Origin of the sequence: Comamonas sp. A7-5, assembly GCF_039581385.1 — a bacterium.
GTDB lineage: Bacteria > Pseudomonadota > Gammaproteobacteria > Burkholderiales > Burkholderiaceae_C > Comamonas > Comamonas thiooxydans.
Genome location: NZ_JBCPWO010000017.1, coordinates 19,424 through 31,531, shown reverse-complemented (window position 1 = coordinate 31,531; position 12,108 = coordinate 19,424). Strand labels below are relative to the sequence as shown.

The window sequence follows — 12,108 nt, the reverse complement described above, 5'->3', positions numbered from 1 at the left end:
ATTTTTTGATGTGGGCGGTCGCAGCGCTCAGGCCGACGACTTCAACGAGGCAAGGATTTCTTCGTTGTGCTCGCCAATCTTTGGCAGCGGCATGCGAACTCCGGGTCGCCGGCCTCCCATCAGCAGAGGAAGCAGCACGACGTCGGTGGTGCCGCCATCGTCCGTTTCCATGGGCACCAGCCCGCCGCTTTGCTTGAGGTGAGGGTCGCCGACCAGTTGCTCGGGACGTGATATGGGGGCGTAGGGAATGCCTGCGGCCTCCAGCTTTGAAGAAAGCTCCTCGATACGATGATGTGCCAGGATGGTGCCCAGTTCTGCGAGCAACTGAGGACGCACCGCGACCCGAGCAGCGTTGTCGGCGTACTCGGGGCGCTCCAGCAGATCGACGCGCTCAAGCACTCGGCACAGGGTATTGAACTGCTTGTCGCTGACGGCGCCGATGAAAAGCTGTTCGCAATCCGCCAAGGCAAATACGTCGTAGACGCTCCAGGCTGACACCCGCGACGGCATCGGCGGAGGTGCTTCGCCCGTCATCAGGTATTGCTGCATATGCTGGGACGAGAGAAACACGCAGTTCTCGAACAGCGCACTCTGGATTTCCTGACCTTTGCCTGTGCGGTCGCGCTCGCGCAAGGCTGCCAATACACCGATGGCGCCGAACATGCCCCCCATGATGTCGTTGACACTGGTGCCGGCGCGCAAAGGACGGCCCACGGGGCCGGTCATGTATGACAGCCCGCCCATCATCTGTACGACCTCGTCCAGAGCCAGGCGCTTCTCATACGGGCCGGGCAGAAAGCCTTTGTGGCTGACGTAGATAAGGCCGGGGCACTGCTTCACGAGAGTGTCGTAGTCCAGGCCCAGGTCCTTCATGAGACCTGGGCGGAAGTTCTCCAGCACCACGTCACAGGTGCCGATCAGCTCTGATGCTGTCTCTCGTCCAGCATCGCTGGTAATGTCCAGCACCACGCTTTTCTTGTTGCGGTTGAAGCTGCGGAAGAAGCCGATGCCCAGACCAGGAAGTTTGCGCGTCTTATCGCCCCCTGGAGGCTCGACCTTGATGACCTCTGCGCCCAGATCGGCCAGGATCATTCCACAGGTGGGTCCCATCACCATATGGGTAAATTCAAGGACACGGATGCCGGCCAGCGGCAAAGGAGATTCGGTGTTCATAACGTATGGCGGGTGAATATTGAATACGAGTGGGCGTTCTGAGGCTCTTCACAGGTCAGGAGTCAGACACGCAGCGAACTGGCAAACGTCTTGGGCAGACCTGCACGCCAGAGCGCACCATGCGTTGGTTCGCCCTCGATCCAGCCAGCGACCTTGGCGCGCAGTGCGAGCAAGGCATCGACGTCCAGCCCCGTGTCAATGCCCATCGCGGCGAGCATGAAAGACAGGTCCTCGGTGGAAGCGTTGCCACTGGCACCCGGTGCATGGGGGCAGCCGCCAATACCGGCCAGCGAGGTGTCGAAGCGACTCACGCCCAGCAGGAGAGCCGCATGGACATTCACCAGAGCCAGCCCGCGCGTGTCGTGGAAATGACCGCAGCAGAATCGATCACCAGCGATCTTCAATGCCTTCTCGAAGAGCCGGCTCACAGAGGCCGGGTCGGCATAGCCCACGGTGTCGGCCAAGCTGACCCTGTCTGCACCTGCATCCAGGAGCGCCTGCATCAGTCGCAACACTTCGGCTTCTTCTACATGGCCCTGAATCGTGCAACCGAATGCCGTTCCCACCCCGCCTTCGATCAAAGTCTTCTTGCCTGAAGCATCTCGGGCGGCACGAATGCGCCCCAGTTCGGCCACGACTTCGTCAGGGGTCTTGCGCAGATTGGCGAGGCTATGGGCATGGCTCGCTGACAGTGGCAAAAGCATGAGATCCGCCTCGCCGTCTAGCGCCAGTTCGGCGCCTCGCAAATTTGGCACCAGCACCGATGCCTGCAGCCCCGGCAGCGACTTAGCGTAGGCCAGCACCTGAGTGGTATCTGCCATTTGCGGCAGCAGTTTTGGCGGGACGAATGAGCCAACCTCGATTTCGGTTTGTCCCGCAGTAACGGCATCTCTGAGCCATTCGCACTTGTGCTCCGTCGAGACGATGGTGGCAATGCTCTGCAGACCGTCACGCATACCGACTTCGCGGATGGTGACTCGAGAGGGATAGGTGAATGTTGAAGAGTTCATGATCTAGCTGAGGTGTCTGACATGAAATATAGAATTTCCCAATACAGCGGTGAAGCGATAATTCATCGCAGTAGAACTTCCAAACGGGAATACCTTGCACGACCTCGACATCACTTCCTTGCGACTGTTTGTCGCGGTATGCACACATCGCAACATTGCCCGCGCAGGAGAGCAGGAGCACATCGGCGGCTCTGCCATCAGCAAACGGCTGGCCCAGCTCGAAGAGCAGGTCCAAGCTCCCCTGCTGCAGCGGCATCGCAGAGGCGTAGTTCCCACCGCAGCAGGCGAAATACTGCTGGAGCACGCCAGGGCCATACTCGCCACTGCAGATCGAGTGGCCAGAGACATGACCGCCTACAGACATGGCGTGAAGGGCCAAGTACGGGTTCTGGCTTCGGTGTCCTCCATCTCGGAGTCTTTGCCTGACGACATAGCGACCTTCCTGCAAATGCCTGCACACGCTCAGATCCGTGTGGACCTGGAGGAACGCACCAGCTCGGAACTTGTGCAAGCCCTGCGAGAAGGACTTGCCCCTCTTGGCGTATGCTGGGACGCGGCGGACCTGGAAGGCCTGCAGACCAGGCCTTACAGATCGGATCATCTGAGCGTGGCCGTGCATCCAGACCATCCTTTGGCCGGCTTGTCAGCCTGCAGCTTTGAGCAAACCTTGGAGCACGACCACGTGGGACTTCCTGCTAATACCGCTGTCTACACCATGCTTGCGCGAGCCGCTGCGATCATCGGCAAGCCGATGTACTACCGGGCGGTCGTATCCACCTTTGATGCATCGCTGCGATGCGTGCAGGCAGGCCTGGGGGTAGCCATCGTCCCGAGCGAGGTAGTCCAGCAAGCTGGCAACCTGTCACGCATGCAGCTAATCCCTCTTTTGGACACTTGGGCGAAGCGCCAGTTCGCGGTGTGCTTCAAGAAATACGAGCAGCTGTCACCAGCGGCAAAGCTTCTCGTTGATCACCTGAGTCCCATGCACTAGAGTGCTTCGCAGCTCCGCTTTCCTACAAACCCTCCACCTGGGCACACCCAAGCAAGTCGCGCACGTTCGTGGCACCACACAAGGCCATGGCACTGCTAAGTTCTGCTATCAGCAACTGCAGCACATGACCGACCCCGGCCTCCCCCGCTGCAGCCAGACCGAATAATGCGGGACGACCGATCTGTACCGCATTGGCACCCAGTGCGAGCGCCTTGGCAATATCGGCGCCACTGCGAAATCCGCTGTCAACCAGCACTTCGAGGCGACCCTGTGCGGCATTGGCCACGCCAGGAAGCTGCTCAATAGAAGAAGGGGCGCCATCAAGCTGGCGTCCTCCATGGTTGGAAACAACGACTCCATCCACGCCTGCAGAAACCGCAGTGCGCACCTGTGCCGCAGTGCTGACACCTTTCAGCACCAGTTGCCCAGGCCAAACCTCCCGCAGCCAATCCAGATCTTTCCAGGTGAATGCGTCGTTGATCTGGCGCTGCATGACCTCAGCGATCGTGGATCCAGCCGGTACGGGACCGACTATCTCGGTAAACAGCTTGAGCGTCGGAGAGCCGCCGCAAACCATCTGCCAGGCCCACGATGGGCACTGTGCCACCTCCACCAACTTGCGCATATTCCAGCGAAATGGAAGTGTGAAACCGTTGCGTGCATCGCGGCGTCTAGGTCTTTTGCTTGCCCAGGGGCGGCTCGATACAGCCGTGCTTTTCGACGGCCCTGGCGACAGTGGTTTGGCGATGGAAGCCGTTGTCCAGGAGCCGCTGCTGCTGGTCGGTTCGGCCGGCAGCCTCGATGACCGAGAAAGCTACACCATCGAGGACATCGCGCAGCTGAGCTTGCTCCTTCTGAGCCGCCCCAATGGCATCCGCGAGGTGCTGCACACAGTATGGAGCGAAAACCACATCGCGCCGAAGATCGTCGCCGAGGTCAACGCACCTTCGTTGCTCATCGATGCCGTGCACTCAGGCCTCGGCTATGCCATCTTGCCTGCCTGCGCCATGGAAGATCGACTTCGTGCAGGCGATCTGGAGGCACGCCCCATCGCCTCAGCGCGCTTTACTCGCACCGTGCACATCGCGACCTCTCGCGTCTTTGCGCCGACGCCAGCCGCTGAACATGTTCATTGACTGCTTGCCTTTTACCTGAGACAAGCGATTGAGCAAGGGCGCTGGAACGCGCGCTGCATAGCTACGCAGGGCACGCCAGACTAGCTGACTGAGTGCCAAGCGTCATTGTCGGCGTTTGTGGCCTGAGGCGTCAAAGTCTAGTTCGCGCGATTGGAAAGCACCGCTCCCAGTGTGCGCATGCTGTAGGTCGACACTCTCTGTTAATTTCCACGCAAAACTGACCCGCCCAGGATGCGGCATCAATCTTGGACGGGTTATGCAGTGATCCATGAGCCCTGCGGTACTCGACAGAGCTCGGCGCCCCCAACAAGAACTTGACCATTTGCCCCCATGGTGACAGAACTGCGATCGCAGCCCGTTAGTTTTAGTGAGTGTCATTCGCTCGGATAGCTTGTAGGCGGCTCATGTGCCCCGTCTAACAAGAATTGCGCGCTACTCTATTGACCAGCCTATCTTGTGCGCGCTGGAGGTCTGATCATGACGTGCATCGTCCTCGGTGTGCATATAGATGCTGGTGGTTGCAATGTTGGCATGTCCCAAGTTGTCCCGCACCATTTTGATATCCATGCCGTCACTTTGGTGGGTGCCGGCTGTATGGCGAAGCCAGTGGGCAGAAGCCTGCTCCAGATGGAGCGCAGCTGCTTCAAATTCCGGCCCTTTAGCGCGAACCGACTCCCCTGCCCTTCGGAAAACCTCCTTGACCAGCTCGTGCACGGCGCTTCGCGCCATGGGTTTGGTAGATCCAATCATGGGCAGCAGCAAAGGAAGGTCTTCGCCAGGCCTTGGGAGCACGGCGAGATCGTTGGCTTTGCGATAACGCATGAGTTCAGAGATCAATTCATCGGTCGCCGGGATTAGCCGCTGCTTCTCTCCTTTTCCTTGCACCTCCAGCCACCAGCGCTCGCGCCCATCGACGCCGCGGCGCCAGTAGAAGTCGCCCATGGAGCTGCTGCATACCTCAGAGATCCGCAGTCCTCCGATGTAAAGCAGTGAAAACAGCCAGCGGGAGCGTGCGGCCTGCTTAGCCAAACGTGGCGTGTCCGTCGGAAGCGATTCGATCGTGGCTTTCACTTCGGCCCAGTGCTCATGCGGTAGAAACCGGCTGGTCTGACTTGCACGTCGGACGGTTTTGCGCCTCCTGAGCGCTAAGGGGTTGCCGGCTAGGTATCCCGCTTGGACCAACCAGTTGAAAAGACTATTGAGGATCGAGAGCGCTTGGCGCTGGCTTTGTGGATCCAAGGCTTTGGCAAATGGCCGCCAGTGGACCGAGGAGCGTGGAGCCTTCTGTGCAACTTGCATCACCCATCGATCGGCGGGTTGCGGGTTGCCGAGGAAGTGCTCATAGACCAGGAAATCCTCATGCGTCAGATCAGACATCGCTTTGCCATGCTGGAGGACAGACCACAGTAGCAAGCGCTCGGCTTCCTTTCGGTAACTGGCCAGTGTTGCGGGTGAGTTTTGATAGCGCGCGAGCCAAGCCAGAACTGCAGATCGATCGTCGTTGGCCGCCACTTGGGCAAGGCCGGAGGCACGATTGCGCCCGAGCTCACCTGACAGCTCGACGGGCAATGCCAAGTCTTCCAAGGGGGCCAACTGCCCCCCTCCTACTTTTACAACGCTCAAATCATTCATTGGTCCAATTCTATGGACATTAGAGTAATTATGTCCATAGACCAAGATTTAATGTAAGATAAAATAATTTATATGTAATATATGTTATGTCATATTCGAAATCCACCTCGGTCGGCACTGGCCCCGTAGACCTCCAAAACTATTTCCCAAGCTGATGAGCAGTGGCATCAAGCAGTAGGCGCAAGACTTACTTAGAGCGGTAGGTTGCCCTTCCTCAAGCGGTGCGTGCGGCTCAGAAGGAGTCCGCATAATCAGGTCCACCGTTGTCGAATCCTGATTGCTGCGTCAACAAGTTGCTGAATCCAGGGTGACCTTTGCTTTAGCCATGACTTCCCGCCAGCTCTGAAATTAATCACAAGCAGCGCGGCCAGTTCGACTGGCGTTGATCCACGAGGCCCTGTGCCTTTTTCCCCCTCGCAGCAGGTTCCGCCTCTTGACCACTGGGCATCGGACAGGAAGTCGCAGCTCTAGCCTTGGTTGGGAGGGGCGCTGATTCCAAGGGCTGCTTGATGCGCTGCGGCAAACGCGTCTCGCCTCGTCTGGGTAGATTCAGTTTGAGCTGGTAATACACAAGCACAGAACGGTCCTGCCCCAGGGCCTAGTTGGATAGCGGGCACTGTCGTAAAGCAGCCTAAAATCGCCTGCGCAAGATGCAATGACTGATGCCTGCAGTCGAAGTCACCGCAATCGTGTGGGGGACAGTGTAGTAGCGGTCATGTTAACTAGCTGTATGAATATACAGCATCAAGGCCAGTCCGCTATTTTGCGCCTTGTTGTTAGCGGTATTTAGTACGCGCCGCGGATGGAGTAGTCGCAATGCCGGTCTTGGTGCAGTCGTCAAAATTGCAGAACTTGCCAGGGGATAGGACTGCTTCACCGAGAGCCTAGGAAGGGCTTTTAGACTCTCAATGGGTGGGTATGGCGTAAGCCACGCCTAGCTGTTTAGCCATCTCCGCTAGGCGTCGATCTGCAGTCCACAAACAGGCTCCTGGCGTGATCAGCGTTGAGGCCAGCAGCGAGAGGTCGACCAAGCCGCAGCCCTTGCCGAACAACTGGTTCTTCTCCAAAAATTCCAAAGTCTCTGGAATGGAAGCTTCCTGGCTCGGCCGCAGCATGGCCAGAGCCGCCAGCGTGTCGGCGCGCGGTGCTGGCGGCGTGCCACAGGCCAGCTCTGCATGCACCATGGAATGCATCAGCACACTGTCCTGCATAAGCAATTTCTGCAGATGGGAGTCCGCCTCCCGGAAATGTCTCACCCACACCGAGGTATCGACTAGCACGGATACGGGCATCAGCGAGAGCCCTCGGCATCAGTCGCACTGTCACGGCGCGGCACATCGGGCATATTTGGCGTGGTACCGCCGAGCGCAGCCAAACGTTTGCCAGCCTCGACACGCGTAAAGGTTTCCAGTGCCAGTCGAACCAGTTCAGGCACAGCAATACCGGGCGCAGCGACGGCACGTGCGCGGTTGACGACATCGTCATCGATCGTGAAAGTCGATCTCATGGCTACTCCTTAAACATCAATCATGATGCATTGTTGCATCAGATTTGATGTTTGTGAATGATGCTGTTGTATTGCACAATACAAATATGCAATCTCAGTCTACCGAGCGTGATCCTGCGCATTTACGCCGCCTGGCTCCCACCCAGGAAACCTACAACGAGTTGCAGAAGGCCTACGACCATTTCAACGAGCAACTGTTTGACGGGCAACTTCCAAACTGCTTGATCACCCTGCAGCGGGAAAAGCGGACTGTCGGCTATTTTTCGGCTGCACGCTTTGCCACGGTGGACGGCTCAACGACCGATGAGATTGCGATGAACCCGACCTACTTTGCCGTGGTCCCCATCATCGAAACGCTACAGACCCAAGTCCATGAGATGACGCACCTGTGGCAGCACCATTTTGGTAAGCCAGGCCGAGGTAGGTATCACAATGAGGAATGGGCAAGCAAGATGGAGAGCATTGGGCTCATGCCCTCTTCCACCGGACAACCTGGCGGCGCTCGAACCGGTGATTGCATGGCGGACTATGCCGTCGAGGGTGGCCGCTTTCTAGCTGCCTGCCAAGAGCTGCTGACGGCAAAGTTCAAGCTCAGCTGGTACGACCGTTTTCCTTCTGCAGATCATGTGCGCGCCGGCCAGGCCAGCATGGCCAACCATATTCAAGGAATTGAAGGTACCAAGCCGCCGATGGCCAGCATCCCTGCCCTAGCCGAGGTTGTGAAGCCCACTGGTCAAGCTTTCGCCGCCGTGGCTGGCGAAACGGCCGCACCGATCGCGCTAACGAACAAATCAAACCGGGTGAAATATTGCTGCAGCGGCTGCAAGGATACGATTTCCGTATGGGGAAAGCCTGGCCTGAAATTGGTCTGCGGTGAGTGTTTGCAAGGCTTTGCTGTTAATTTCCACGCATAACTGACCCGCCGGGGGCTAGTGGGTCACTTCTGGGTGGAAATCAACACCTTTACTCTGCGCCCATTGTTTCAAGGCCTGGGCGATGAGCTCCGGCCCGTTGTCCAGGCGAATGGACTGCGGCACTCCACGGACCTCTGTGAGCTCCTCCAAAGCTCGCACCACCCGAGCGGCAGGCAAGCTGGTATCAATTTCGATACGCAGGCATTCCCGGTTGAATTCGTCAATGACGTTGAAGGTTCTGAAGCGCCGACCTGACCACAAGGCATCGGACATGAAGTCGCAACTCCAGCTTGTTTTTCGCAGACTGGATGCGCCGCGTTAGCGCTGGCTGGGAAATGAAGGACAGGTCGGCCGCTTGGCGAAAGTTACGAGTCTCGGCCGCGTGGATGAACGCCTGTAACTTGGAAAGGGACAGCTTCGGCCTCATGACAGCAAGCCTTGACCGCCCCCTGCCCCGCAGCCTGCGGCGGGTGAGCAACGCGCGCAGGCCTGTGGGCATGCCAAGTTGCTCACGGGTGGTCGCTCAGCTGGCGCTTTGGGTATCGAACAGCGTGGCTGCACGTTCCAGCGTCCACAGATGAGCAAGCAGGTTCTTGGCTCCCTCAACGCCGATCACTGGCTCCGACAGTTCCAGGAACTTGCTTGTTAGTTCAGCATCAGACAGCGGCAACTCTGGGTCACCCTTGCGATTGGGCTGAAGGTGCACCAGCGTAGCACCGCTACACGTGGTGATCTCGATGCGCGCCGACCGCTGGCCTGGGAATGCTGCGTCGATCTTGGGATCCACGTGCGGCTCGATGCGAGTCATCAGTTCGCGCACACGCGCATCGTCCAGTTGCGCGGGCTCGTATGCCACCAAGCGCACGCTGCCACGCGTGAGCGCCGTAGCGACAACATATCGCAGGCTGAAACGGGCTTCGTTGGCGCTGGCCGGCTTCTCGTAACAGGCGATCTCCAGTGCAGGCCGGTAGGTGTCCACGCGCACACGGGCAATGTCCTCGGCCTGCAGGCCGTACTTATCACGTAGCGCCAACGCGCCATCAATAGCAGCAAAAGTGTGTCCGCAGCCGATATGGTTCTTGAAGGTCAGTCGCGTGATGTGAAAGTCGCTTCCAAGCGTGGCGCCGACCTGTGACCAGTCCGGACCGTTGCTCATGGCCTGACCCAGGCCTGACTTTCCGTCCAGTACGTCCAGGGACCCCGTCACGCCGCGCGCAGCCATCTGCGCAGCCAAAAGTCCCGCCTCGGCGGCACGGCCGGCATGCAACGGTTTGGACATGGAATCCATGCGAAAGGCCTGCTGTAGTCCCGCCGCGAATGTCGCAGCCGTGGCTAAGGCATGGGCGAAAGGCTGAGCACCCAATCGCAACGCGCCAGCGGCGGCTGCGGCCGCACCAAAGGTGCCGACCGTACCTGTGTTGTGCCAAAAGCGGTAGTGCGGACGTCCCATCACCACACCAATACGGGTAGAGACCTCGTAGCCCAGCACCAGCGCGCGCAGGAAGTCCAGGCCACTGACACTAGCGTCCTGGCTGGCTGCCAGGGCGGCGGCGATGGTCGCAGCGCCGGGGTGATACATGGCGTCACGGAAGCTATCGTCCACCTCAGCTGCATGGGCTGCTGTACCGTTGTACAGGGCTGCAGCGCGCGCCGTGGCGCTGCGTCCATTGCCCAGTCGAGCGCGGCCATGGTCCAGATCCTCGGCCAGCACCTGTTCGAGCTGAGCCAGAGGAGCGGCCGCCAGACCGGGGAACAAAGAGGCGTACCAGTCGATCACGGCACGTTTGGCATGGTGGACTACCTCGTCGGGCAAAGGGGTTCCGTGGAATTTCTCGGCGTACTGGCCGAAGACTTCTGTGGCGTGCATGGGATGTATCTCCTTCAATCGGGGTGAGGGGTTGCGAGCCATTGGCTAAGTAGCGTGTCGATGGCGGCAGCGGATTCGTACTGAACCCAATGGCCTGCGTCTGGCAGGATGGCGGTGCTGCAGCGTGGGTGGTGGGCGGCCAAGGCAGGCGCAAGCGATGCCGGATCGGCGGTTACGTCATGCTCTCCCCAGACAAGCAGCAGGCTGGGCGCCGTGCGGCGCAACAGAGCCTGCAAGCCACCAGATCGGGAGATGTGCTTGCTGTGAAAGCGCGTACGCAGGCAAGCATCTGTATGGATTTGCAGGGTCTGCGCGTCGATGCTGGCCTCTGCGTGCAGCATGTGGGCCAGCAGGTTGTGCCGCATAGCTTGCTGCAAAGCCTGCGTGTCGCCCGTCTGCGCGTGGGCACGCCACTCCAGCAACGGAGCCCTAGGACGACGAGTGCCGCCGTGACCAACGGCACCCAGAAGCGCCAGTCGGTCCACGTCGCCTCGGCTTGCAGCCAGGTGTGCCGCCATCAAGCCGCCGAAGGAAAATCCTCCCAGGTCGATGCGCGTACCAGCGCCTAGCAAAATGGTCAGAGAGCTTTCCAGACGTTCCAGCAGAGCCTTCACCGTGGACTCATCGGTCGGGTCAGAATCTCCGTAGCCAGGCATATCGGGCACACAGACCATACGCTGTTCGGCTAAAGCATGGATGTTTCGAATCCAGTGCCTCCATGTCCCATGGCCACCATGCAACAGCACCAAAGGACGGCCATGGCCGAACATTCGCCATGCCACACGGCCACCGTGGCTGTCCACCATTTGGAGCTCCTGCAGCCGTTCGAGCGCGTCCATCATACGGCCTTGATGGACTGTGCCTTGATCACCTGGCGCCACTTGGCTTCCTCTGCACGCACGATGCGAGCCGTTTCCTGTGGATCGTCCAGTGTCAATGCTAACCCCTCGGCGGCGGCTCGGCGCCGCAGTGCATCGGTCTGGGCGGCACGTCGGACGGCGGCGTGCAACTGCTCAACGATGGAGGTAGGCGTAGCGCCTGCCACGAACACGCCATACCAAACGTCGGCGTCGTAGCCTGTTACGCCGGCCTCGGCGAAAGTCGGCACGTTCGGAAGCAACGGCGAACGCTTATTGCTCGTCACCGCCAGCGCTCGCAATTTGCCGCCGGAGAGCAGCGGCGCTACGCTGGGTAGTGTGCCAAAGGCCAGGTCAATCTGGCCTGCCATTACATCGTTCATCGCAGGCGCCGCGCCGCGGTAGGGGACATGTGGCACGAGCAGGTTCGCTGTACTTTTGAGCAGCTCAGCGGCCAAGTGGGTAGAGGTTCCGTTGCCGGCGGACCCGTAGGAAAATTGACCAGGCTTGGCCCGGGCCTGCGTCAAGAAGTCCTCGGCCGACTTGAGAGGACTGTTGGTACGAACGACTGCTACGATGGGAGCACGCCCGAGCAAAATGACCGGCGCGAATGCCGACTCTGATGGGTAAGGAAGTTTTGGGTGCAGGCTGGGTACGATGGCGATGGCACTGGTGTTTAAGAGCAGCGTGTAGCCATCCGCTTGGCTCTTTGCGACTGAATCATTGCCTATTACGGTACCTGCGCCTGACTTGTTATCTACGATCACGGACTGTCCCAGATCGCGCGTCAGAGCGTCTCCCAGTGCTCGCGCCATCGCATCGGTACCGCCGCCAGCGGGAAAAGGAACAACCAGGCGCAGCGGCCTGTTGGGAAAGGACTGTGCGTTAGCAGGTGCGGTGAAGTACAACGCCATGCTGGCAGCGGTGCCCGTCAACAGGCTACGACGCAGTGTCGAGACGGTTTGTGTGGAGTTTCGTTTCATTCAAAGGTTTCCTGTACTTCTGGGACTGCACGCAGGGC

Annotated in this window: 12 protein-coding genes and 1 pseudogene; 3 read left to right on the top strand and 10 right to left on the bottom strand. The window is 59.3% G+C overall.

Features of this window, described 5'->3' with window-relative positions; all coding sequences use genetic code 11:
• Positions 1-27: 27 nt before the first annotated feature.
• Together AAIL67_RS21370 and AAIL67_RS21365 are read right to left on the bottom strand one after the other, a co-directional pair.
• Positions 28-1,173, bottom strand: coding sequence for a CaiB/BaiF CoA-transferase family protein (locus AAIL67_RS21370; RefSeq protein WP_343484842.1), 1,146 nt, complete (start codon positions 1,171-1,173; stop codon positions 28-30).
• Between the two features lie 62 nt (positions 1,174-1,235).
• Complete coding sequence (locus tag AAIL67_RS21365) at positions 1,236-2,183, bottom strand: hydroxymethylglutaryl-CoA lyase (protein ID WP_343484841.1); 948 nt, start codon at positions 2,181-2,183, stop codon at positions 1,236-1,238.
• A 94-nt stretch (positions 2,184-2,277) separates the two neighbouring features.
• On the opposite strand from AAIL67_RS21365, the gene AAIL67_RS21360 reads away from it, so the two are divergent.
• Entirely contained in the window at positions 2,278-3,174 is an 897-nt protein-coding gene (locus AAIL67_RS21360; RefSeq protein ID WP_343484840.1) for a LysR family transcriptional regulator, read from the top strand.
• Between the two features lie 22 nt (positions 3,175-3,196).
• On the opposite strand, the gene AAIL67_RS21355 is transcribed toward AAIL67_RS21360, so the two are convergent.
• Entirely contained in the window at positions 3,197-3,799 is a 603-nt protein-coding gene (locus tag AAIL67_RS21355) for an alpha-hydroxy acid oxidase (protein WP_343484839.1), read from the bottom strand.
• Here AAIL67_RS21355 and AAIL67_RS21350 point away from each other — a divergent pair.
• Positions 3,681-4,310 carry a LysR substrate-binding domain-containing protein gene (locus AAIL67_RS21350; RefSeq protein ID WP_343484837.1) on the top strand — a complete coding sequence of 210 codons (630 nt, stop codon included), beginning with the start codon at positions 3,681-3,683 and terminating at the stop codon, positions 4,308-4,310. The two genes, AAIL67_RS21355 and AAIL67_RS21350, sit on opposite strands and share 119 nt — an antisense overlap.
• Positions 4,311-4,742: 432 nt before the next feature.
• On the opposite strand, the gene AAIL67_RS21345 is transcribed toward AAIL67_RS21350, so the two are convergent.
• The 3 genes from AAIL67_RS21345 to AAIL67_RS21335 form a co-directional block, all read right to left on the bottom strand.
• A complete protein-coding gene (locus AAIL67_RS21345) occupies positions 4,743-5,942 on the bottom strand; it encodes a site-specific integrase (protein ID WP_343484836.1) in 1,200 nt (399 codons plus the stop codon).
• A gap of 905 nt (positions 5,943-6,847) precedes the next feature.
• On the bottom strand, positions 6,848-7,234 hold the full coding sequence (locus AAIL67_RS21340) for a PIN domain-containing protein (protein ID WP_343484835.1): 387 nt from the start codon (positions 7,232-7,234) through the stop codon (positions 6,848-6,850).
• Entirely contained in the window at positions 7,234-7,449 is a 216-nt protein-coding gene (locus tag AAIL67_RS21335; RefSeq protein ID WP_343484834.1) for a type II toxin-antitoxin system VapB family antitoxin, read from the bottom strand. Before AAIL67_RS21335 ends, AAIL67_RS21340 begins: the two co-directional genes overlap by 1 nt.
• A gap of 86 nt (positions 7,450-7,535) precedes the next feature.
• Here AAIL67_RS21335 and AAIL67_RS21330 point away from each other — a divergent pair, with 86 nt between their 5' ends.
• Positions 7,536-8,363 (top strand): SprT-like domain-containing protein, encoded by an 828-nt coding sequence (locus AAIL67_RS21330; protein ID WP_343484872.1) that lies wholly within the window; start codon positions 7,536-7,538, stop codon positions 8,361-8,363.
• A 42-nt stretch (positions 8,364-8,405) separates the two neighbouring features.
• On the opposite strand, the pseudogene AAIL67_RS21325 reads toward AAIL67_RS21330, so the two are convergent.
• The 4 genes and pseudogenes from AAIL67_RS21325 to AAIL67_RS21310 form a co-directional block, all read right to left on the bottom strand.
• Positions 8,406-8,651: pseudogene (locus AAIL67_RS21325) on the bottom strand (DDE-type integrase/transposase/recombinase); the annotation flags it as partial.
• Between the two features lie 235 nt (positions 8,652-8,886).
• Entirely contained in the window at positions 8,887-10,230 is a 1,344-nt protein-coding gene (locus AAIL67_RS21320) for an MmgE/PrpD family protein (RefSeq protein WP_343484833.1), read from the bottom strand.
• Between the two features lie 14 nt (positions 10,231-10,244).
• Positions 10,245-11,036: an alpha/beta hydrolase gene (locus AAIL67_RS21315; RefSeq protein WP_343484831.1), complete on the bottom strand. Its 792-nt coding sequence runs from the start codon at positions 11,034-11,036 to the stop codon at positions 10,245-10,247.
• Positions 11,037-11,068: 32 nt separating this feature from the next.
• Positions 11,069-12,070: a tripartite tricarboxylate transporter substrate binding protein gene (locus tag AAIL67_RS21310; protein ID WP_343484830.1), complete on the bottom strand. Its 1,002-nt coding sequence runs from the start codon at positions 12,068-12,070 to the stop codon at positions 11,069-11,071.
• Between the last annotated feature and the right edge of the window lie 38 nt (positions 12,071-12,108).